A 21,051-nucleotide genomic window follows, 5' to 3' on the forward strand; every position below is an offset into this window, starting at 1 on the left:
GATGAGAATCTCTAATAATATTACATACAGCGATTTTTTGCAGAATCTAAGTTCCAATTCCAGCAAGGTCCAAAAGTCAATGGATCAGTTATCAAGTTTCAAGGAGATCAGTAAATCTTCTGATAACCCGTTGCTTGCTTCGAAAATCATGGATTTAAATAACTCAGTTGCACAAAATTCGATGTACTCAACTACTATCTCGGACGCACTTTCTTGGTCTCAAGTCCAAGATTCAGCACTGAGCAGTGTCAGCAACTCGCTTTCGCGTATTCGGACGTTAGTGCAGTCATCTGCCACGGCAACTTCGGGAACTGATGAAGTCGCCGCTAATAAAGATGAGATTCAACAGAGTATTTCAGAGCTAGTTGATACTTTGAATACTAACTTTGATGGGCGCTACATTTTTGGTGGCGAAAATACCACGACGGTTCCTTTCGAGGTGCAAAAAAACAGTGCAGGTGACATTACGGGCTTGAAGTACAATGGAACATCGCAGAATCTTTCACGAGAAATCTCGAATGGAGTTTCAGTTGATCTTTTAGCAAACGGAAATACTTTAATGAACGAAACTGGCACGAGTACTCAGCCGCAAAATCTCGGAACGTATTTCAACAGTCTGATTACTGCCCTGAATTCTAATGATAAAACCGCGCTTTCAGGAAATCTTTTGCAGGGAATCGATAATTACAGCGAGAACTTTGTAACAGTGCGTTCCCGAGTTGGCGCGCTAGAGAATCGTTTAACGGCTGCGCAGTCTCGTAACACAACTGAAAAAACAAATCTGACAGAAGAACTTTCAAATAAGCAGGATGTGGATGTTGCCCAAAAGTATATGGAATATCAGAATCAAATGACTGCCTATCAAGCAACTTTGGCGATGGGCACCAAGATCATGCAGACATCGGTATTGAACTACATGAGCTAGGACGGACACCCTAGCTGAAAATTGAAGCACATAAAAAGTAAGAAGGAGAGTTTGGGACAAAAGTCGCGAACTCTTTTTTTGTCCCTTATTTCCAAACAGCTAGTGCTAAAACGTGCCCCAAAAGTCAGTTAGCTGCACTTAACCTCGTCAGATAATCCTATCCCAAAATTATTTGGTCAACGCTGTTAATGCTTGCCAACTAAACATATTTTGTTCCACTCTTATTCCTTTATTCAAGGCACGTAAACGTGTGCTCTAAGGCAAAGTGTGAATATAACTTAGGTTTTTACATGCTACGAATTAAGTGGATTTCAGCGCCAAAATTTTTTATTTCGGCGCAGTTTAGGTTCAGACGGCTATGCCATCAAATTAGCTTTAAGGTTAACTATAAATAATAATTTTAGAGGTTAAGGATAACAAAAAATAAATAATAAGAATTAGTTTTTTTAGAGAAAAAAAGCAGCTGCCATTAAAAAAATGAGAGTTTGTTCCGATTTAATAATAATGTACGTTTCTATCAAGGAAATAACGGGATGAAAGGATTGTTTACCATATTATGAAAAATAAAGATAAAAGTATCGCGAAAGTGATTATAACTGGCTTGATCGCAATGGGGTTAATTCCAATTTTGATCATGCTGGCTAGTTCTTATCACAGTACAGAACAATTATTACTGAAGCGGACGGCACAAAGCCGCAAAGCAGCTGTTGAAATGGTTCTCAAAAGCCGCGATTCGTTGAATGTCTCCGCTACAAAAGCATTGACGGGCCTGGTTCAACAAGCCGCTTTTAAGAATGATTTTAACAAAGAAGAGATCAAGCAGACGATCTCTTCAGCAGAAATCGAGAACGATATTATGGCTGATACGGTTTTTGTAATGCCAAACGGACAATCTGTGACAAATGATAAAGGTTCATTGGTCGCTAAAGATCCTACAACACAAGCTTGGTATAAAGGAGCTCTCGCACACAAGGGGAGCGTCTATTGGACCAAACCGTTTTTCGATTCTAAGACTAACAGTTATGTCGTCTTTATTGCTGAAGCGTTCAGTAATTCGAAGGGGCAAACCGGAGTCTTGGCCTTTAATGTGTTGTATGATGATGTCCAAGCGCAACTGCAAAAAATGGCAATTGGACAAACAGGGAATGCAATGCTGGTTGGCAGTAATGGGGTTGTATTAGCCGCCAAAAATCAATCCTTAGTAAATACAAATATTAGCCAGTCAGAGTTATTCAAGCAGATTAAACAGAATAAGCAAAAAGCGGGCAATATCTTATTGAAGGGTAAATCTGCGGTTGAGACAGCTACCTATGATAATGGAGATGCAGACGTCAACAATGGAATTTTTGCTGTTGCCCAGCTTAAAGCAAATGAACTGACTCCCGAGCTACAATCGTTGGTAATTTCTTCGCTGATAATTTCTGCAGTTGTGTTAGTAATAGTGATTGCAGTAGCAGTCGTTGTTACTCAGGGCGTTAAGCGGATGATCGGGACTTTGATTGACTACTTTGGAAAAGCTGAGCAGGGCAACTTATTAAAGATTAACCCGCAGCAGTTGAAGAATAAGAATTGGTTTACTAAAAAGATCAATCAGTTCATTTGGCCTTTAGCGCATGGAAACGAGACGCAGCGTCTAGCTTTCAAGTATAACAATATGATTGCAGCAGTTGGTGTGCTGGTTCAAAAAGTCCAAAAGGAAAGTGACAAAGTCGCCAATGGCTCTGATACTTTATTGGATTTGTCTAAACAGACAGCCAAGGCAATGGAAGAAGTCGCACAAACAATTACGGGGATTGCGGAGGTTACTAGTTCACAGGCTCAGGAAACTGGTGAAAGTGTCAGTCAATTGCAAGAATTATCACAGATCATTGCAGACATGCATACGCGAATTGAACAATTAAACAAACAGGCTGAAAAAGCGGATGAATTGAATAATGAAAATATAGGAATTGCGGGCAGCGTTGGTGATGGCTGGAGTGAAGAGCTGGAAAAGATGAAAGGCACGCTCGAACAAGTCCAGACGATGGACCACAAGATTCAAAATATTACCAAGATTATCAGTGTGATCAATGAGATCTCACAGCGAACTAACTTGCTGGCGTTGAATGCCTCAATTGAAGCAGCTTCAGCGGGGGATGCTGGCAAAGGGTTTGCAGTTGTTGCAACCGAGATCCGTAAATTGTCGGATCAGAGCAAGTCATCGACTAAAGAGATTGAAGAAATTGTGTTGCAGATTCGCAAACAGTCTACCCAGATGGTCACCCAAACAAACGCTTCACTCAAAGATAGTCAACGCTTAACGGATATCTTGGCACGTGCAAGTGAATCAACACGTGAAGTCACAGATAGCACCAAGCAGATTACGGAAGGGATTCAAGTCATTCACGGTGCAAGTAAGAAGATTGAGGATGTCCAAGGCAAAATTTTGAAAAATATAGAAAATATCTCGGCTTCCACTGAGGAAAATGCAGCAGGTGCTGAAGAAGTTTCGGCAAATTCCGAAGAAGTACTTGCAACAAGTGAAGAGTTTACAAATCATGTTGCGGATCTGAAGAACGTGGCTGGCGTCTTGAAAAAAGATGCGAATCGGTTTGATGTCAAGGACTAGGTGATTCAGTGCATCGTCCACAGCGATTGAATGTGAATAATAACAAGTTCAGTTACCCACGTTACCTGACGCTAATCTATAGGGCTTTGTACACTTCAGATAAAATATTGACAATTAAATTGAACAATGCTAATTTGAAAGACAGCGAGAGTTGTATTACTGGCGGAAGTGGGTAAACCACACGGAGTATAACTCTATCACGTCGACCGCCTGGGCACTTCTGCTTTTATGCTGAAGTGCCCTTTTTGCTGTAACGAGATCATGAATCAAGAAGGGGGAAGAACATGTATACAATTAGAATCAACCGCATGAAGTTTCACAGTCACATTGGTGTTTATCAAGCAGAAAAAAAATTGGGCCAAAAAATTGAGATCAATCTTGAGGTGAAATTAAACATCGATCCAGCAACTCTTGATGATCAAGTGGCAAAGACTGTTAATTATGCTGATTTTTATGCTACGATTGCACAAATTGTTAAAGACAGTCGAGTTGATTTAATCGAAACGTTAGCTTTGACAATTATCAAAGAAATTAAGAAAATTGAACGTACAAAAATTGCAACAGTCAAAGTTAGCGTAAAGAAGCTGGGTGTTCCAATTGATGGAATTTTAGATAATGTTGAAATAGAGATGGAGCAGTAAGATGGAAAGTATATATTTAAGTTTGGGCAGCAATCTGGGTGCACGACAGGAAAATATCGAAAAGGCCCTCACATATTTGGGCAATGATCACCAGATAATAATCGATCAAGTTTCTGATTATTATGAAACTTCTCCAGTTGGGGGAGTTGAACAAGGAATGTTTTTAAATGTGGCTGCTAAAATTTATACCACTTATCAGCCTGCAAAACTTTTACAAATTATTCATCAGATTGAGGCTGCGCTACAACGAGTACGGAAGGTTCATTGGGGACCGCGGACATTAGATATTGACATTATTTTTTGGGGAACTGAACGGCTTAACAGTCAAGACTTGATTGTTCCGCACAAAGAAGCTTTCAAACGTTTGTTTGTATTGCGGCCATTGCTGGATATTTATCCGCAAACTGAACCTTACTTTAAGCAGATCACAGAGAGCATTGCGGCTTTAGAACAAGCAGAACCGCAGCAAAAGGTTACCAAAGTACCTCAAAAAAAGGATAGTATGGCAGTAATTGAACAGGCCGTCACGGAGTTGTTGCAGGCAATCGGAGATGATCCGCAAAGGGCAGGGATTAAGGAGACTCCCCAACGTGTCGCTAAAATGTACCAAGAGATTTTCTCTTCGCAAAAGCAAAGTGAATTTCAAGATTACAAAATTTTTGCGACTCCTAAAAAAGACAACTCCCAAATGGTCCTTGTCAAAAATATCCCTTTTTATTCAATGTGTGAACATCATATGTTGCCCTTTTTTGGGCAAGCTCACGTTGCGTATATCCCAAGAAATGGGAAGATTATCGGATTGAGTAAAATTCCGCGGTTGGTGGATTTTGTAGCCCACAAGTTAAGCCTGCAGGAAAAGATTACGAGTGATGTGGCGGAGACTTTAACGGACATTTTAGATCCGCTGGGAGTTGCGGTGGTGGTAGATGCCCGGCACATGTGCATTGAGATGCGGGGCGTCAAAAAAAGTAATTCGACGACACGGACTACCTATTTTACCGGTAATTTTGATACAGACAATCAATTACGTGCGGAATTCTTGCGTGTTTTGAATTAAAAAATGTTAGGAAGAGATCTAAAGGATGGCGAATGATACGACCAAAAAATTGCCTAGTTTTCTCTATGGACAAGGCGATCGGATTGCATTACTAAAACGGGTGCTGCACCAATTGGGACACCCTGATGAAAAGTTTAAGATCATTCATGTTTGCGGAACGAACGGCAAAGGTTCAACTAGTACCATGATTGCAGCATTACTGCAAAAGATGGGCGAGCGCACCGGTTTGTTTACCAGTCCATTCATTGATGAGGTGACTGAGAGTATTCGCATAGATGACACCATGATTTCTGCAGCCAGTTTTGCGGGTTACGTGAAAGTGATTACAGCCGTATTGGTGAAAATGGAACTTGATCCGGCTGCGCTTTCTGCTTTCGAGATGACTTTTGTGGTGGCAATGCTTTATTTTGCAGAGCACCGGGTTGCCTATGTAGTCTTGGAGTGCGGTCTGGGTGGTGAACTAGACGCGACAAATGCAGTCAAAACGACTGCTTATTCCATATTTACTAAAATTGGATTGGATCACACGCGAATTTTAGGGACGACAATTGCGGAAATTGCAGTAACCAAGTCTAAAATTATACGTGCGCATGCAGAAGTGATTATTGCACCTAAACAGCCGCCGCAAGTTTATACAATCTTAGCACAACAAGCTCGGCGCATGGCTGCACAGGTTCATCTGGCTGCCACAGTTGAACTGCGGGTGGTTGCAACAGCGCAAACCAAAACCGTCATGCAGCTGAAAACGGCGCATGCGGAATGTACTTTTGAATATTCCTTGCTGGGAACCTATCAACAAGAGAACTTGGCGACAGTCCTGCGGTGGCTGCAAGTCTTTTTAGCCAAAGAAAAACGTAACTTTAAGTTGGAGCAGCTAATTGCTAAAACAATGCCATCCCTCTCAATTCCAGGCAGATTCGAGAAAATTAAGACAGCACCATTAATTATCTTGGATGCAGCGCACAATCTTGATGGAATCAAAGCTTTCACAGCGACCGTGAATACGTTATATCCAGAAAAACCCAAAAAAATCGTTGTTGGCTTCTTGAAAGATAAAGATTATGGACATTGTGTTGCCAAGTTGCTTGAAATCAAAAACGCCAGCTTTTATCTGACTGAACCAGAGCACCCCACGCGCAAGCTTGCAGCAGTTGAGCTGCAGCAGGTTTTTGATAAAATCAGTCGAATGCATGCTCCAGCCTTTACTGCCGCACGCCAGGCATTTAACCAAGCGGTGGCAGCAGCTAAGGAGGAAGACGGACTTATACTGGTAGTTGGTTCATTTTACTTGTTAAAAGCAGTGCGCAAGTTAATTGTGCCCAAAAATAAGGAGGGGTAATATTGATTATTCAAGCAGCCAGCTGCAAATGTAAAAGTCGCTTTTTTGACCAGTTGACAGTGGAATTTAGCGGTTCACAGGCTGAGATTACAAAGCTGTTGGGTTTGTTAAAGCAGCAAAATGTGTGTTTTTCGAGGGCAGGTAAAAAAGTTACCGCAGAATTGGCAACTGCGAGCTTGAAAAGACTGCTTGCATGCTGGAAAACAGTCTTTGGTACGCCAAGTGAAGACCTTGAAAAAATATTGCAGGACAGCCGGGTATTTTTTAAAGGACGCGATTTTTCATTTGATGTAACCACGGATCCTTTAATCTACTCGATTTTGAATATTACACCGGATTCCTTTTATGATGGAGGGGTTAACGCGGATCTTAAGACGGTTTTGCAGCGGGTAGAGCAGGAAATCAGTGCAGGAGCTGCGATTTTTGAACTTGGCGGTAAGTCCTCCAAGCCGAACTTTACTGAAATCAGCGCGGCAGAAGAATGGGCACGTATTGCTCCCTACATTAAAGAACTCAAGAAGAACTTTCCAGGAATTATCTTGGCGGTCGATTCCAATACTGATAGTGTAGTTGCACGTGCTTTAGCTGCTGGCGTGCAGATTATAAATGACATTGACGGTTTTCAATCAAAAAAGAAGTTGGAATTGGTACGTGAATACACTCCAGCAGTAGTTACAATGTTCAACGGACGCAATCAGGCGGAACAAAAGCCGACTTTTTCGACTGATCTAAAAGACTATTTCAGTAACTCCATTAAGAAGTTGCAAGCCCACGGGCTCAGTGCGGCAAATATTGTCATTGATCCCGGCGTTGGCTTTTCCAATACAAAGGTATTAGAGTTTGACCTGTTGAAAATTAGATCAGTTAATTTATTAGCGGAATTGAATACACCAATCATGATTGCTGTTTCACGTAAGAGTTTTATCAGTAAGCTACTCGCGGTGGAACCGGCAGAGCGTTTGTTGTCGACTTTATTGTTTGAAAATGAGATGCTGCAACAAGGTGGGCGAATTCTGCGGGTGCATGATGTTAAAGAAACTCAGCAGATGATTAAGGTTTATCAGCTCTGCCGCCAAACACTGGAAGTCAAGTAAGGAGGAGATGCGAAGTGGATTCCAAAAAAGAAGTTTTGGACGCAATTTTACGGTTGCGACAACAAAATAGACCTTGGTTAAATGCAGAAAAATTATCACAAATTGAACAAAAAGTTACAGCAGTTCCAAGTGCAACCTTAACGGACCGCAAAAGTGCGCTACATTTATCTGCCAGCGCAGTTGTTTTTAACCATGATAAATGTTTTTTCATCAAGCATCCATATCTGCAGCAAATCTTGTTACCCGCGGGACATGTTGAAAGCGGTGAAAGTACGCTGGAGTGCGCTTTGCGGGAATTTCACGAAGAAACCGGTCGCAGAGCACAGGCGACAGCAAGTACACCTGCTGAACTGCTTGATCTTAACTTGATTTATATTCCTAGCAATCCTGTAAAACATGAGGTCAGTCATTTTCATGTTGATGTGCGGTATCGCCTTTTTCTAGCTTCCAAGCAACCGCAGCCACCAATTGCAGAGCTGCCGGTTTATCTATTGGGAAAAGAGCAGGCGACAGCTGAATTCAAAGGTTACTATGAGCTTTTACATAAAAAAGAAAGCGGCACTTAAACTTCCAAGAACCATGGTTACAACTGAATTTAAGCCCTCCAAACCAAGTACTGATTGATACATACTTGGAGGTTATTGATTACTAAATGTCTAACTGAATCTTTCGAATTGCAACTAAGAGAGTGTGACATAAGTGAAGTGCCTTACAAAACTTGGACATGTAAATCAAGTTTTGGAGGTGCTTTTTTGACACGTAATTATACCTACAGCTTTAAGCTGAAAGTCGTTAAAGAATATTTAAATGGTGAAAATTCATTGCACACACTGTGTTTGAAGTATAAGGTGCCGAGTGATACACTGTTAGTAATTTGGGTGTCGCGTTATAAAGCTTTTGGCCCCACCGGACTTAAACAGTTTAAATGTCGTCGCTATTCTAATGATTTCAAGTTAGCGGTTATTACCTACTACTTGAACCACGCTACCAGTATTCAAAAAACAGCCATCCACTTTGATATCAGCCACACAGTCGTTTATAATTGGCTTAAATTAATGCGACAATTTGGAATTAAAGCCATAATTTTATCTAAGATAGGACGACCCAAGATGGTTAAGAAAAAGAAAGAAACATCCAAGAGAAATACTGAACAACAGCTAATTAAGCGGCAACAAAAACAAATCAAACATTTAGAACAGGAACTTTCCTATACTAAAATTGAGAATGTTTATCTAAAAAAATTGGATGCCGCAATTCGAAACAAGAAATAAACTTAAAAGTCAAAATAATTAATAAATTACGGCGTGATTACCCCTCTTTTATTCCGGATAAATGTGTTCCATAAGTCAAAATTTGAGTGCTAACTCCGAATTACTCATAGCAAAGTACTCGCTATGTTCGTAATTTCGAGTTAGCACTCAAATTTTCCCGACTTATGTCACACTCTCTTATTAAAGTTGGTCAGGATTTTGCTTGTAATGAGTGCGGCCGGCCTTCTTGTTTTAAAACCCGCTGAATGGCAGGACGTTCACGCAGATGCGCATCAAAGGCTTGGAGATTTTTAAGCTCACCAAAGGGATAGCCTAATCTTTTAAACCAGTTGGTCATTACAAATAGGTATGCATCTGGAGCAGTGAAATGCTGATTGCTTAAATAATTCTGCTGCTCAAGCGCATGCTCAACAAACTTAAGGCGTGGGAGCACCCGCTGATAGACAAGCTGCTGTGAAGCTTGAGTATTCGGCAACCAATTTCCGGGTCTAACTGGTGAAATGAAATTCTTGTGTAGTTCAGTAGCGATATAATTTAACCACATCCGCTGGTCCCAGTAAGCCGAGCTGGCATAAGGTGCTAGCAACCCTTGAGTGTCTGCTGTATTTGCAATATATTCAAGTATGACAGCACACTCAGTCAGCAGCATACCGTTTTCGGTTTGCAGCGCTGGGACGTAGGATTTAGCATTGATGAGCGCATAGTCTCCATGGCTCCAAGTTTTAGTATCAAGATTAACCTTTTCTAGCGAATAGGGCAGACCACTTTCTTCAAGCAAGATGTGCGCTGCCAGTGAGCTGGCGCCTGCAGCATAAAATAATTTCATCGTAAAGCTCCTCTTTATTTCTGTATTTATCGAAATAGCAAAACAAAGAAAAAGGATTCATAATGAATCCAGCAGTCCTGGAAGATAATTCCGAAAGGTTTCAGTATTCAAGGACAGGTACTTGGTCTGGGCCTGCTGCCGGGTTTGGGTCAGTCCAGCTTGCCGCAGTGCTTTAAAATGATAAGAAACTGTTGACGGTGCAATTTGCAGCAGACGACTAACCTCACTGCAGGTGAGTTCACGGGAACTGTCTCTCAAGATTTTAATGATCCTGATACGGTTAGGCTCGCTCAGTGCATTAAATAAAGCGGCCATTTTTTCTTCTTTGCTTATTTCGATATTCATAAAAATATAGTACCTCTTTTCTACTTTGATTGCAATTAAACACTTTAACTTTCAGGTGCCCTGCTTTTAGAAAATGTGGGTGCCACAGTGACCTACTTTGTTGACTTCATTTTTCTAGAATTAGAGAGCGCAGTCAAGATTTTGCGCTGAACTCAAATTGCTTATGCAGGGCAGATGTGCGTTGTTTGCAATTTCGTATCCGCCTCCCAAGCTGATTGTCTGTTGACACACTCAATTTTTATTTTAATTCTTTTTCAAGAAACTATTAAACATCTAAGTCCGCGACCGATAAAGATAACATAGGGGATAACCCCCCAGAAGTAAAAAATAAGAAATCTAAATGGAGGAATTCAACATGCGAATTAATACAAACGTTTCTGCAATGAACACTCTGCGCAGTTTAACAACAGCAACTAACGCTAAGAGCGATTCTTTAGCTAAGTTATCATCCGGTTCACGGATCAACAAGGCCGGCGACGATGCTGCCGGACTTGCAATTTCAGAAAAAATGAAGAACCAGATCAGTGGTTTAGGTCAAGCAACCCGTAACGCTCAAGACGGGGTTTCCTTGATTCAAACAGCTGAAGGTGCTTTGAACGAAACTCACAGCATTCTTAACCGGATGCGTGACCTTTCTGTTCAAAGTGCTAACGGCACTCTTTCAGATGATGATCGTGGTGCAATCCAAAAGGAATTTTCTGCTTTACAGACAGAAGTTACCCGGATTAGTACAGATACTCAATTCAATACAAAGAGTCTTTTAACGGGGAATGGTACTACAACTGGTAGTTCAACATTCACCTTCCAAATTGGTGCCAATGCAGGCCAAACTATGAGTGTCACAATTGGTAACATGGGGGCAGATGCTTTAGGTGTTGGTACAAGTGCAGTTTCATTGACAGCTTCGATCGATGCAACAGCTGCATCAGCTTTGACTTCTGCAGGAGCTGCATTAACAGCTGTTTTAGGATCTTCGACTTTTACTTCATCAACTGCATTAACAGATGGTGATATTACAAACTTGGGGGCTCTTGGCATTGATACTTCTAGTCTTTCTACAGCTTCTAAATGGAGTGATGTTGGAGATACGAGTTCGCTAAATGCTTTAGCTAAAGATGCAGCAGCTATCAGTACTACTGATTCAGCATCTATTAGCAAATTTAATGCAGATAAAGCGGTGGTTAACATTGATTCTGCCATCAAAAAAGTTTCTGACCAGCGTGCCCAATTAGGTGCTGCGCAAAATCGTTTGACCCATACCGTAAACAACTTGGGGACCACAGAAGAGAATCTTTCCGAAGCTAACTCACGAATTCGTGACGTTGATATGGCACAAGAAATGACGAACTTCACCAAGTCTAACATCTTGACTCAGGCTGCCACTTCAATGCTGGCACAAGCTAACTCAATGCCTAACTCAGTTTTGAGCTTATTGCAAGGTTAATTACTCACATAACTTATTTATCAATTTTTTGCGAAAGTCGATTGCCCACTGGGGACAGTCGGCTTTTGCACCATACATAATTTAATTCAATGGAAGAAGGGTTGAAATGGAGCTTAATAACATTCCACCAGTCGACAGTATTCAGAAGATACAGCCGCTGGATGCGCAATTACAGGCAGATATCGGAGACTTTGACTTTGCCAGTCTAGCAAAAGATTTGCTGGCAGATCAAGGAAAAGAACAGCCAACTCAAAATAAAGCAGTTAAAGCAACTAGCAAACAGACAAAAGCAGAAAATGTTGAATTGAGTGAAAAAGATTTACAAACGGCAGTTTCCAAGATGAACACGCGGCTGCTCAGACGCGACACTAAGCTGGCTTTTAAAATTCACAAGCGTACGGGGCGAACCTATGTGGAACTGGTTGACATGCGGACAGAAAAAGTGCTCCAAGAGATTCCTTCTTCCAAGATGCTAGATGTCATTGGTAAGATCTGGGATCAGATGGGGATTGCAATTGACAGGAAGGGATAGTGAACAGAAATGGCAAGTATTACAACTGACGGTATGAGCTCAACTTTAGGGCAATACTCTGGAATTACCGCTTCTGATATTGAACAACTGCTTGAAGCTGATTCTGCAGGGAAGACCAAAGCACAAACACAGATTACGACATTGACAAGTCAAAAGACTGCTTGGAGTGACGTTAAGACACGTTTAACGAATTTTTTAACTAAGGTCCAAGCATTAGAGTCAGATGACACCTTTAAAACTAAAAATGCAACCTCATCTAATAGCCAGATTGCAAGCATCACCGGGACAACGGCAGCTGCAGAGGGTACTTATGATCTAAAGGTTGATCAGCTTGCGAGCGCAACCAAAATTGTAGGTGCGCAAAACACTAAGGGTACAAAAACGGCGCTGGGAATTACGGGTACAGTAACCTTAAACAGTGCACAGACAAATGATGATGGCAGCAATAAGACCTTTGACCTTACGATTGAGAGCACAGATACACTAACCAATGTTGTAGATAAGGTTAACAAGCAGACGACTAATTCGCATATCAAAGCCAGTATCGTGGACAACAGACTGGTACTAACTAATACTGACATGGGTGCAAAGAGTATCAGTGTCAGCGGAACTGCAGCAGATGCGTTAGGTCTTGGTTCAAGTGCTACGACAACTACAGGAAAGAGTGCCCTCTTTGAACTCGACGGCTTGCAAATTGAACGCAATAGCAATTCTGTTAGTGATGCAATTGATGGTGTGACATTCACTCTTGGACAAGTCAGCGATACCCATGTGACACTGTCACTACAGAATAACACATCAAAAGCGGTCTCAGCAGTCAATGACTTGGTCAGTCAGTATAACAGCATGATGAGCTTGATCAGTGATGATCTGGATGTGGGCGATCCCAGCAGCTCAGATAACGTGACCGGTAAATTGGTAGGGGATGGTGAGTTGATGCGTCTGCAGTCTTCACTGCGCAGCTTGATTACCACTCCAACCGTCAGCGGCACAACCTTGAATCCAGCTTCTGTCGGGATTTCTTCTGTTGATCGGGATGGAACACTTGGTTTAGATCAAGATAAGTTAGAATCTGCACTTGCAGCTGATCCAGATGCTGTTAAGAATTTTTTCTATAATGCTACCAAGAGTGTGACCGGTACGGTGACCTCTGCAACGGGGTATGCAGCTGGACTTGATAGCTTGGCTAATAAATATCTGACAGATACGTCTACTAATAAAGGTGTGATTGCCAGCAAGACTGCGGGTTTTGATGCAAGCATTAAAGATCTTAACAGTCAGATTGATGATTTCAATACAATGCTGACCGCTAAGAAGGCCTATTATGTCGACATGTTCACCCGTTTGGATCAAGCAATCATGGAATCACAGTCACAGCTGAGCTACTTCACAAGTGCAAGCTCGACATCATCTTCCAGCTAGAATTCCAGTGAGCTAGGGAAAGGAAGCTAAGCTAATGGAACAAGAAGCAGACCAGTTTACAACACTGCAGAATTTACTACTGCTTTTGCAGTCATGGGATGGCAAGAGTCTTAAGCAGGCAGAAGAAATTTTGCAACAAGCCAAAGAACTAATTGCTTTGAACACCGGTGTTTCGGTGGCAGAAAATGATACCAAAGTGCAGCAGGTTACACAACAAATCGTTGCTGCATATGGTAAATTGACTACCCAGTTGCAGCAGCAAAAAAAAGCTGTGATGCAGCAAATTCAAAAAATGGAACGACCAGCCAGCACAGTGAGCGCTTATCTGCAGCAGGATAAAAGCGCCGCACTAATCGATGTTGATTTTTAAAGGAGATTTAAAGATGGGTTATCAAGAAGTTAGCAATAGTTATTTGAAAAATCAGGTAATGAGTGCTTCACCGCATAAATTGATTGTCTTGTTATATGAAGGGGCGATTAAGAATTTGAAAAGAGCAGAACTGTCCCTGACGAACCAAAATGCATTGCAGGCACATCAACAGTTGGTCAAGGCACAGGATATTATTAGTGAATTGAGAAGTGCGCTCAATGAAAAAATAGACAGCAAATTACCGCAAGAATTAGGACAACTCTATGATTTTATGGAGCGGCAATTGGTCCGTGCTAATGTGAACAAGGACAAGGACTTGATCGCACCGGTAATCAAGATGCTAGAAGAGCTGCTGGATGCTTGGCGGCAAATTAAAGTCAACGATTAATTAAAATCATGAATGAAAAAGGAGCAGTATAAATGGCAGTTCAGGATAGATACCGCGCACAAAATTGTGTGCTGACAATCTCATTACTTGTGTCCAACAATCTTAAGACTATCCGCAAGTGCCTTGAGTCAATCAAACCGCTGTTACAGCAGGTACCAAGCCAATTGGTGGCTGTTGATACGATAGGATCTGCGCAAAGCGACGGTTCACTTGCAGTTGCGCGAGAATACACGGATGAAATTATTCATTTTGACTGGTGCAATGACTTTGCCGCAGCACGCAACACGGGCTTAAAAGCCGCCCGGGGCGAATGGTTTCTATTTTTGGATGATGATGAGTGGTTCGACGATGTCAGCGAATTAGTGACCTTTTTCAATGATTCGCAAGCCCGCCAAAAGTATCGAACACTTTCATATTTGAAACGCGATTATCTGGACCTTGCAGGCAGGCATTTCCAAGAAAACGCCCAAATGCGTTGTGTCAGATTAACTCCTCAAACCAGCTTTCACAGCCGAGTGCATGAAGGGCTGGAACCACTGCATTTGCCATTGAAGGAAACCAAGGCCTTTGTACATCATTATGGGTATGTTGGCGGACGTGGAAAAAAGAAAGTGGCACGTAATGAACAATTATTAGAAGCAGGTTTAAAGACTGATCCGCAAGACTTTCATCTTTGGGCGCAATTGGTGGCTGGAATTGGACGGTCAACGGCGACAGACCGAAAAATGGTCAAACAAAAAGCACGCGCTGGGTTGAACAACTTTTTAGCCACGGACACTCCGCGATATGATGACTATCGAAATGCTTTTACCTTGGTAGGTTATCTTATGAGTACGGCGCTGTTGGATGAAAAGTGGACAGAAATTTTGCAGTTGCAGGCTGAATTTTTACCAAAGTTCACACTTACACAGTACGAAGCGTGCATTTTGGATGCGATGCTGTTTCAAGCACACCAAAAGTTGAAACAGCCTAACAAGGCCCAAACTTGTTTAGACGATTATTTGCTGAAATATGCTTGGCTACAAGCCCACCAGCAAGAATACAGCATGCAGCAGTCATTTTACTTCAAGACTTTAGTATCAGTGACGAACGAGGTTGGAATGCTGCGAGCATTGTTTGCAGAAGCACTCAAGGATCAGAATTATCAGCGAATCTTACACTATCTTGAGCTGATTCCGTGGGCTGAAGATGCTGGGGTAAAGCAGCAATTGTTACCATTTGTACTGCGTGCGCTTTATTTTGAGGAAAATTCACATGCTTTGCAGCAACTGCTGGGGCTGCTCCAAAATGCGGCGGGCAAGTTGCCAGTTATTTTTGGGAAAACTGTTTCTGAATTAAAGCAGCAAGATGATATCGAAGACACTAAGTTGACGCAACTGTTAGCCCGAACTGAAAGCAAGGATCCATACATTTTGGTGCAGCGTGCACTTGCCGCTCAAGGTTCTTTAGCATTTACGCAGCGTCTCAAAGATCTGCGGAAGCAAAAAGTAACCTGTGAAGTGCCGTATGAGGAATTCTTCTGGTTATTGTGCGCTAATGGAATTGACCCGGATTTTGCGGTTGCACCGCTTAATCAGGATGTGTGGGTGCTGACGGTTGCAAGTCTTGTAGGAAAATATGCTACACAAAAGGACGAATTACCCGCAGTGATTACACAAATTGAAAATGTTTGGCAGGACACTTCCCGAAAAGAATTGCTACTTGCAAGTTTGCGGCGCAGTTACATTTATCGCGAAGATACACTTTTGAGTGAATTGCTGCCGCAGTTACGGCCGTACGCGCAAAATATTTTGCATTACGCGCAAGCGCTCTACTTGCCAGAGTTGTTTGCCGGAGAACCTTCACGCTTGTTACCAGGTGAAGTGCGCTTTGGAGTTTATCTAGAACGTGCCTTGGCTGAACGGGATGCAGGCAATCTGGATCTTTATTTTGCGAATCTGCGCTGGGGACTGGATTGCTACGAAACAGCCAAAAAGTTAGTTGAACGGCTGCTAAAAGAGTATGAAGGACAGCAAGTTGAACAACAGCAGGTGAATGCGGAACTTTTACGTTTGGGCAATCAGGTTAAAGCCCAGATTCTGGAGCTGTTGAAAAACAGGCAGACGGCACAAGCACGACCCTTACTTGCTGAGCTGCAGGAACTTTTGCCCCAAGACGAAAATGTGCAGCAGTTACAAGCACTGTGCCAAGCAATTGAAGCACAAGCTTAACCATTGAACTTGAAACTGTGATTGATCATGTAAGTTAAAACTATTTAGGCCCTGTAGGTTTCCTCATTTAATGAGTGACGCTTATGGGGATTTTTTGCGATTTAGAAAGGATTGAAAGTTAGTTTGATTCAGACTGAGAAAACTTTACAATTTGGTTCTGGGTTAAACAAAAAAGATTTAGTTCAAAGAGCTGAGGTTACGCAGTTCTTTGAGCTAAATCTAAGGTTAGGTGACTTATAATTTGTGAATTATTGCGTGAACATTTTAAAAGGTTGTTTTTGAGGGATACATGTAGCAACTTATTACTAGTCCATGGCGGCTGAACGCAGGTTGTCGGCACTTTTTTCATAACGTGCTTCAAAAGGCAGGTTTTTGTGTTTAGCATGGATCACACCGGCAACAAGTGCAGTTACCATTGTGATCCGAAGCTAAGCCTCAAAACCTAGCGCCTTTTTACGCACTTCTATTAACGTGCTCCAATCACCAGCCTTCTGTGCCTAACTTCAAATTACGCATAGACACAGCCCGTCTATTTTGTAATTTGTTGTTAGTGCTCAAAGTCTCCCGACGAATGTCGGCACTTCTGGTAACGTGCTCCAAAAGGCAGGTTTTTGTGTTTAGCATGGATCACACCGGTAACAAGGTCAGTTACCATTGTGATCCGACGCTAAGCCTCAAAACCTAGCGCCTTTTTGCACACTTCTTTTTAACGTGCTCCACCCAGCAACCTCCTGTTCCTAAGCCTAAATTACGCGTAACCAAGCCCGGGTTACTTTGTAATTCAGGACTTAGTCTACGGCGGCTGAACGCTGAGTGTCGCACTCAATTTTTTCTTGGCCACAACGCAAACTTAGGCCGCGGCATCACCACTAAAGCTAACAAAACAGTGATAAAATCAAAATAACCGTTCAAGTAGGAGAGATCTGCAACATAGCGTATGGATAAAAAGGACGCGATGATCAACAATGCAATGCTCACACGTAAGTTTTTGTTCATAGTAATGACCTCCTTCACTAATTAAATGATAGCGCTTTATTTAAGCCCGAACAAATGTGAAGCACCTAATACACAGTGTTTCTTAGAAATTAAAATAAAAAGGTGTTTGTACTTAATTATTCTGATTTTAAAGCCAATTGCGCTTTTAAAAAATAAGGTGTCGAGCGGAAAGAGATTCAATGATTCTTAGGTTATTTTCTCAACTGGTGCACCCTTGTATTTGCTATCCAAATACCTTAAACTAAAGGTAGTATGTGAAACATTTTTTGTTTCACAAAATCGAGCAAGTGAAAAAAGAGGACGAAAATGACACCAGAAGAATTTAAACGAGTGTTGGCCCAAAAGGGGATCGAACTCACAGAAAAACAACAGCAACAGTTTTCCAAATACTACAAGCTGCTGGTAGCGGCTAATCAGCACGTTAATCTGACAGCAATTACCGCTGAAAAGGAAGTTTACCTGAAGCATTTTTTGGACTCACTACTGCCGGCTTTTGTAGATGAACGGCTGCGGACACAAGCATTGCAGCTTTGTGATGTTGGTGCAGGAGCCGGTTTCCCTTCGTTGCCTTTAAAGATCGTTTTTCCACAGTTGCAGATTACAATTGTTGATTCTTTGAATAAGCGAATCGCGTTCTTAGAAAAATTAGCAGATGAACTTGAACTTGAAGGTGTTTCTTTTTATCATGCACGTGCGGAAGAATTTGGCAGTGTTAAAAGTCAATTTCGTGAAAGTTTTGAGATTGTCACAGCACGGGCGGTTGCACGTTTGAATATTCTTGCTGAACTGTGTTTACCATTAGTTAAAGAAGGCGGCAGCTTTATTGCACTTAAAGCCCAAAAGGCGCAGCGCGAACTTACTGAGGCACAATTTGCGGTCAAGTTGTTGGGCGGCAGCCTGCGCAGTGATCATGAACTTACACTTCCGGAGACCGGTGACGAACGACATCTGATTATCTTTGACAAAGTTAAAGCAACACCGAATAAGTATCCGCGCAAGCCGGGAATGCCGGCTAAGAAACCACTAAAAAGTTCAGCTTCAAGGGGGTAGAGATTGTGGCATTTTCATTTTGGAATAAAAATAAGAAAAATGAGTCGGACAAACAACAAGTTACAGAAATTTTGTTGACCCAGATTGTCCCCAATCGGTTTCAGCCACGGCAGGTTTTTAATAGTGAAAAATTGGCTGAGTTAGCTGAAACACTCAAGGAACATGGTTTGTTGCAACCGATTATTGTTCGGGAATACGAACCGGAACACTATGAGATTATTGCTGGCGAGCGGCGCTTCCGAGCGGCTGGACTATTAGGCTGGGAAAAAATTCCTGCACTTGTCAAGCAGCTTTCGGATAATGAAGCAGCTTCTTTGGCAGTAGTTGAGAACTTGCAGCGTGAGGGCTTGACAGTCATTGAAGAAGCTAAAGCATACCAGGAGCTGATGCAGTTGAATAAGCTTACGCAAAATGAGCTAGCGCAAGCCATCGGCAAAAGTCAGTCTTTTGTGGCGAATAAGCTGCGTTTGCTAAAACTGTCAAATTATGTACAACAGGCCCTATTAGAGCGCAAAGTCCTTGAACGTCATGGGCGCAGTGTGCTGGGCTTGGATGAACCCGAGCAGATTGCTGTTATCAAAGAAGTGATTGCGCGGCGTTTGACAGTCAAGGAGACAGAGGCGTTAATTAAGCAACTGCAGACACAAAAGGAGCCTGTTCCTAAAAAGGCAAAGAGCAAACGGATTGCTAAAGGTGCGCTGCATGATACTCGCATTGCAGTTAATACTATTAAGAAATCTGTCAAAATGATTAGCGATAATGGAATGAAGCTTAAGACACATGAAGAAGATGTCCCAGGATTTCACCGGATTATTATTGAAATCCCAGTTGAAGAACAACCGCAGGAAAAAGAATAAGCAAGTTTGGGGGGAAAGAATTTCATGGGAACTGTAATTGCGTTGGCAAATCAAAAAGGCGGCGTTGGCAAAACCACAACCAGTGTTAATCTGGGGGCTTGCCTCGCGGATCTGGGCAAAAAGGTTTTGTTGATTGACTCTGATGCACAGGGTAATGCAACGAGTGGTGTCGGTGTACATAAGAATGAGATTGAAAAAGACGTTTACGATGTACTGGTCAATGAATATCCGCTGAAAAAAACGATTATTGCGACGACGCATGAAGGACTGGATCTGGTACCGGCAACGATTCAGCTTTCTGGAGCTGAGATCGAGCTGACCTCGCAGATGGCACGCGAATCGCGTTTGCTGGATGCGCTCAAACCAATCAAAGAACAGTACGACTATATCTTGATTGATTGCCCACCATCTTTAGGGCTGCTCACGATTAATGCATTTTGTGCGAGTGACTCAATTTTGATTCCGGTTCAAAGCGAATATTATGCGCTTGAAGGACTCAGTCAACTAATGAACACAATCAAATTAGTACAAAAGCACTTCAATCCTAGTTTGGCACTTGAGGGTGTCTTAATGACAATGCTGGATGTGCGGACTAATCTGGGCACACAGGTTGTTGCTGAAGTACAGAAGTTTTTTAAGAATAAGGTTTATCAGACGATCATTCCACGTAATGTTCGCCTTTCCGAGGCACCAAGCTATGGCATGGCAATTGTCGATTATGATCCTGCTTCACGCGGAGCAAAGGAATACAGGGCACTGGCAAAGGAGGTACTGGCTAATCATGGCGAATAAGAATAACAAGGGCTTAGGCCGCGGCATTGAAGCTCTGTTCCAAGAGTTTGAACAGCCAGAAGGAAATGAAGAAGTCGTTACAGAAATTGCTTTGAATGAAATTAGGCCTAACCCATATCAGCCGCGTAAATCATTTAATGAAGAAGCACTTGCGGAACTGAGTGCTTCGATTAAGAAGTCGGGAGTTTTTCAACCAATAATTGTGCGTAAATCAAGCGTTAAAGGCTATGAGATTATTGCAGGTGAACGGCGTTTTCGGGCCTCTAAGCTGGCAGACAAGGAAAAAATTCCAGCCATTGTGCGGCAGCTTGATGAGCCGAGTATGATGGAGATTGCAGTGCTGGAAAATCTGCAGCGTGAAGATCTGACTCCGCTTGAAGAAGCTGAAGCATATAATACCTTAATGGAGAAGTTGAGCTTGACGCAAACGCAAGTCTCAGAACGCTTGGGTAAAAGCCGCCCGTATATTGCGAATTATCTGCGCCTTTTAGGCTTACCGGCAGAAGTTAAGAAAATGCTGCAGACTCAGCAGCTTTCCATGGGACAAGCACGAACTTTGTTGGCGCTTAAGGATAAACGGCAGTTGATTCAGTTGGCTAAAAAGACGCTGGCAGAAAAATTGACGGTGCGGCAGTTGGAACAATTGATTACTAAGATGAATGGAACAGCTCCCCAAAAGAAAAAAGAGGTCAAAAAAGATATTGCGACCCTTTATTACCAGCGCAGCGAGTCTGCTTTACGTGATAAATTCGGAACAAAAGTTGCGATTAAGGGCAACTCCAAAAGTGGAAAAGGTAAAATTGAGATCGATTATTTGACGACCAATGATTTTAACCGGATTTTAGATATTTTAGGTATCACAATCGACTGATTTGAACGGAGGG

At 42.2% G+C, this 21,051-nt stretch carries 21 protein-coding genes and 1 riboswitch; of the genes, 18 read left to right on the forward strand and 3 right to left on the reverse strand.

Annotated features, from left to right (window positions below):
- Window position 1 precedes the first annotated feature (1 nt).
- The 8 genes from flgL (at window position 2) to AB3Y88_RS07065 (ending at window position 8,935) form a co-directional block, all read left to right on the forward strand.
- A complete protein-coding gene (gene flgL, locus AB3Y88_RS07030; RefSeq protein WP_228888368.1) occupies window positions 2-925 on the forward strand; it encodes a flagellar hook-associated protein FlgL in 924 nt (307 codons plus the stop codon).
- A gap of 556 nt (window positions 926-1,481) precedes the next feature.
- A complete protein-coding gene (locus AB3Y88_RS07035) occupies window positions 1,482-3,533 on the forward strand; it encodes a methyl-accepting chemotaxis protein (RefSeq protein WP_228888371.1) in 2,052 nt (683 codons plus the stop codon).
- Window positions 3,534-3,678: 145 nt separating this feature from the next.
- Window positions 3,679-3,756: riboswitch (ZMP/ZTP riboswitch) on the forward strand.
- 61 nt (window positions 3,757-3,817) lie between these two features.
- Complete coding sequence (folB, locus tag AB3Y88_RS07040; RefSeq protein ID WP_228888373.1) at window positions 3,818-4,174, forward strand: dihydroneopterin aldolase; 357 nt, start codon at window positions 3,818-3,820, stop codon at window positions 4,172-4,174.
- Window position 4,175: 1 nt separating this feature from the next.
- Window positions 4,176-5,231: a GTP cyclohydrolase I FolE gene (folE, locus tag AB3Y88_RS07045; protein WP_228888376.1), complete on the forward strand. Its 1,056-nt coding sequence runs from the start codon at window positions 4,176-4,178 to the stop codon at window positions 5,229-5,231.
- 25 nt (window positions 5,232-5,256) lie between these two features.
- Window positions 5,257-6,570: a folylpolyglutamate synthase/dihydrofolate synthase family protein gene (locus AB3Y88_RS07050; protein WP_228888379.1), complete on the forward strand. Its 1,314-nt coding sequence runs from the start codon at window positions 5,257-5,259 to the stop codon at window positions 6,568-6,570.
- A 2-nt stretch (window positions 6,571-6,572) separates the two neighbouring features.
- Window positions 6,573-7,664, forward strand: a complete 1,092-nt coding sequence (folP, locus tag AB3Y88_RS07055; protein ID WP_228888380.1) for a dihydropteroate synthase — start codon at window positions 6,573-6,575, stop codon at window positions 7,662-7,664.
- A gap of 14 nt (window positions 7,665-7,678) precedes the next feature.
- A complete protein-coding gene (locus tag AB3Y88_RS07060; protein WP_054756426.1) occupies window positions 7,679-8,230 on the forward strand; it encodes an NUDIX domain-containing protein in 552 nt (183 codons plus the stop codon).
- Between the two features lie 186 nt (window positions 8,231-8,416).
- On the forward strand, window positions 8,417-8,935 hold the full coding sequence (locus AB3Y88_RS07065) for a helix-turn-helix domain-containing protein (protein ID WP_054756427.1): 519 nt from the start codon (window positions 8,417-8,419) through the stop codon (window positions 8,933-8,935).
- Window positions 8,936-9,125: 190 nt separating this feature from the next.
- Here the strand turns inward: AB3Y88_RS07065 and AB3Y88_RS07070 are convergent, their stop codons facing one another.
- Both AB3Y88_RS07070 and AB3Y88_RS07075 read right to left on the reverse strand, forming a co-directional pair.
- Window positions 9,126-9,761, reverse strand: coding sequence for a glutathione S-transferase N-terminal domain-containing protein (locus AB3Y88_RS07070; protein ID WP_228888383.1), 636 nt, complete (start codon window positions 9,759-9,761; stop codon window positions 9,126-9,128).
- 57 nt (window positions 9,762-9,818) lie between these two features.
- Window positions 9,819-10,106 (reverse strand): helix-turn-helix transcriptional regulator, encoded by a 288-nt coding sequence (locus AB3Y88_RS07075; RefSeq protein ID WP_054756428.1) that lies wholly within the window; start codon window positions 10,104-10,106, stop codon window positions 9,819-9,821.
- 355 nt (window positions 10,107-10,461) lie between these two features.
- Here AB3Y88_RS07075 and AB3Y88_RS07080 point away from each other — a divergent pair, with 355 nt between their 5' ends.
- The 6 genes from AB3Y88_RS07080 to AB3Y88_RS07105 all read left to right on the forward strand — a co-directional run bounded on the left by AB3Y88_RS07080 (window position 10,462) and on the right by AB3Y88_RS07105 (window position 16,472).
- The gene (locus AB3Y88_RS07080) at window positions 10,462-11,550 is read left to right on the forward strand and encodes a flagellin (protein ID WP_056960587.1); all 1,089 of its coding nucleotides are present in this window, start codon (window positions 10,462-10,464) and stop codon (window positions 11,548-11,550) included.
- A gap of 106 nt (window positions 11,551-11,656) precedes the next feature.
- Window positions 11,657-12,082, forward strand: a complete 426-nt coding sequence (locus tag AB3Y88_RS07085; protein ID WP_228888385.1) for a flagellar protein FlaG — start codon at window positions 11,657-11,659, stop codon at window positions 12,080-12,082.
- Between the two features lie 9 nt (window positions 12,083-12,091).
- Window positions 12,092-13,504 carry a flagellar filament capping protein FliD gene (fliD, locus tag AB3Y88_RS07090; protein WP_228888388.1) on the forward strand — a complete coding sequence of 471 codons (1,413 nt, stop codon included), beginning with the start codon at window positions 12,092-12,094 and terminating at the stop codon, window positions 13,502-13,504.
- A gap of 34 nt (window positions 13,505-13,538) precedes the next feature.
- Window positions 13,539-13,874, forward strand: a complete 336-nt coding sequence (locus AB3Y88_RS07095) for a hypothetical protein (protein ID WP_228888390.1) — start codon at window positions 13,539-13,541, stop codon at window positions 13,872-13,874.
- Between the two features lie 13 nt (window positions 13,875-13,887).
- The gene (fliS, locus tag AB3Y88_RS07100; protein WP_056960584.1) at window positions 13,888-14,262 is read left to right on the forward strand and encodes a flagellar export chaperone FliS; all 375 of its coding nucleotides are present in this window, start codon (window positions 13,888-13,890) and stop codon (window positions 14,260-14,262) included.
- 32 nt (window positions 14,263-14,294) lie between these two features.
- Window positions 14,295-16,472 (forward strand): glycosyltransferase, encoded by a 2,178-nt coding sequence (locus AB3Y88_RS07105; RefSeq protein WP_228888392.1) that lies wholly within the window; start codon window positions 14,295-14,297, stop codon window positions 16,470-16,472.
- Window positions 16,473-17,294: 822 nt separating this feature from the next.
- Here the strand turns inward: AB3Y88_RS07105 and AB3Y88_RS07110 are convergent.
- Window positions 17,295-17,468, reverse strand: coding sequence for a hypothetical protein (locus tag AB3Y88_RS07110; RefSeq protein WP_156653490.1), 174 nt, complete (start codon window positions 17,466-17,468; stop codon window positions 17,295-17,297).
- A 306-nt stretch (window positions 17,469-17,774) separates the two neighbouring features.
- On the opposite strand from AB3Y88_RS07110, the gene rsmG reads away from it, so the two are divergent.
- From rsmG to AB3Y88_RS07130, 4 genes are read left to right on the forward strand one after another with little or no spacing between them, the layout of a single operon-like run.
- Window positions 17,775-18,518 (forward strand): 16S rRNA (guanine(527)-N(7))-methyltransferase RsmG, encoded by a 744-nt coding sequence (rsmG, locus tag AB3Y88_RS07115; protein ID WP_228888395.1) that lies wholly within the window; start codon window positions 17,775-17,777, stop codon window positions 18,516-18,518.
- 5 nt (window positions 18,519-18,523) lie between these two features.
- The gene (noc, locus tag AB3Y88_RS07120) at window positions 18,524-19,375 is read left to right on the forward strand and encodes a nucleoid occlusion protein (RefSeq protein ID WP_228888398.1); all 852 of its coding nucleotides are present in this window, start codon (window positions 18,524-18,526) and stop codon (window positions 19,373-19,375) included.
- Window positions 19,376-19,399: 24 nt separating this feature from the next.
- Window positions 19,400-20,167 carry a ParA family protein gene (locus AB3Y88_RS07125; RefSeq protein ID WP_054757825.1) on the forward strand — a complete coding sequence of 256 codons (768 nt, stop codon included), beginning with the start codon at window positions 19,400-19,402 and terminating at the stop codon, window positions 20,165-20,167.
- Window positions 20,157-21,038, forward strand: coding sequence for a ParB/RepB/Spo0J family partition protein (locus AB3Y88_RS07130; RefSeq protein ID WP_056960573.1), 882 nt, complete (start codon window positions 20,157-20,159; stop codon window positions 21,036-21,038). The genes AB3Y88_RS07125 and AB3Y88_RS07130 overlap by 11 nt, the downstream gene beginning before the upstream one ends.
- Window positions 21,039-21,051: the final 13 nt, after the last annotated feature.

The sequence above is a fragment of the Liquorilactobacillus satsumensis genome (assembly GCF_964065465.1).
Classification (GTDB): Bacteria; Bacillota; Bacilli; order Lactobacillales; family Lactobacillaceae; genus Liquorilactobacillus; species Liquorilactobacillus satsumensis.

Excerpts from the sequence above, each read along its gene's own strand:
- flgL (WP_228888368.1), top strand. The coding sequence starts at position 2 with ATGAGAATCTCTAATAATATTACATACAGCGATTTTTTGCAGAATCTA.
- AB3Y88_RS07035 (WP_228888371.1), top strand. The coding sequence starts at position 1,482 with ATGAAAAATAAAGATAAAAGTATCGCGAAAGTGATTATAACTGGCTTG.
- folB (WP_228888373.1), top strand. The coding sequence starts at position 3,818 with ATGTATACAATTAGAATCAACCGCATGAAGTTTCACAGTCACATTGGT.
- folE (WP_228888376.1), top strand. The coding sequence starts at position 4,176 with ATGGAAAGTATATATTTAAGTTTGGGCAGCAATCTGGGTGCACGACAG.
- AB3Y88_RS07050 (WP_228888379.1), top strand. The coding sequence starts at position 5,257 with ATGGCGAATGATACGACCAAAAAATTGCCTAGTTTTCTCTATGGACAA.
- AB3Y88_RS07070 (WP_228888383.1), bottom strand. The coding sequence starts at position 9,761 with ATGAAATTATTTTATGCTGCAGGCGCCAGCTCACTGGCAGCGCACATC.
- AB3Y88_RS07075 (WP_054756428.1), bottom strand. The coding sequence starts at position 10,106 with ATGAATATCGAAATAAGCAAAGAAGAAAAAATGGCCGCTTTATTTAAT.
- AB3Y88_RS07080 (WP_056960587.1), top strand. The coding sequence starts at position 10,462 with ATGCGAATTAATACAAACGTTTCTGCAATGAACACTCTGCGCAGTTTA.
- AB3Y88_RS07085 (WP_228888385.1), top strand. The coding sequence starts at position 11,657 with ATGGAGCTTAATAACATTCCACCAGTCGACAGTATTCAGAAGATACAG.
- fliD (WP_228888388.1), top strand. The coding sequence starts at position 12,092 with ATGGCAAGTATTACAACTGACGGTATGAGCTCAACTTTAGGGCAATAC.
- AB3Y88_RS07095 (WP_228888390.1), top strand. The coding sequence starts at position 13,539 with ATGGAACAAGAAGCAGACCAGTTTACAACACTGCAGAATTTACTACTG.
- fliS (WP_056960584.1), top strand. The coding sequence starts at position 13,888 with ATGGGTTATCAAGAAGTTAGCAATAGTTATTTGAAAAATCAGGTAATG.
- AB3Y88_RS07105 (WP_228888392.1), top strand. The coding sequence starts at position 14,295 with ATGGCAGTTCAGGATAGATACCGCGCACAAAATTGTGTGCTGACAATC.
- AB3Y88_RS07110 (WP_156653490.1), bottom strand. The coding sequence starts at position 17,468 with ATGAACAAAAACTTACGTGTGAGCATTGCATTGTTGATCATCGCGTCC.
- rsmG (WP_228888395.1), top strand. The coding sequence starts at position 17,775 with ATGACACCAGAAGAATTTAAACGAGTGTTGGCCCAAAAGGGGATCGAA.
- AB3Y88_RS07125 (WP_054757825.1), top strand. The coding sequence starts at position 19,400 with ATGGGAACTGTAATTGCGTTGGCAAATCAAAAAGGCGGCGTTGGCAAA.
- AB3Y88_RS07130 (WP_056960573.1), top strand. The coding sequence starts at position 20,157 with ATGGCGAATAAGAATAACAAGGGCTTAGGCCGCGGCATTGAAGCTCTG.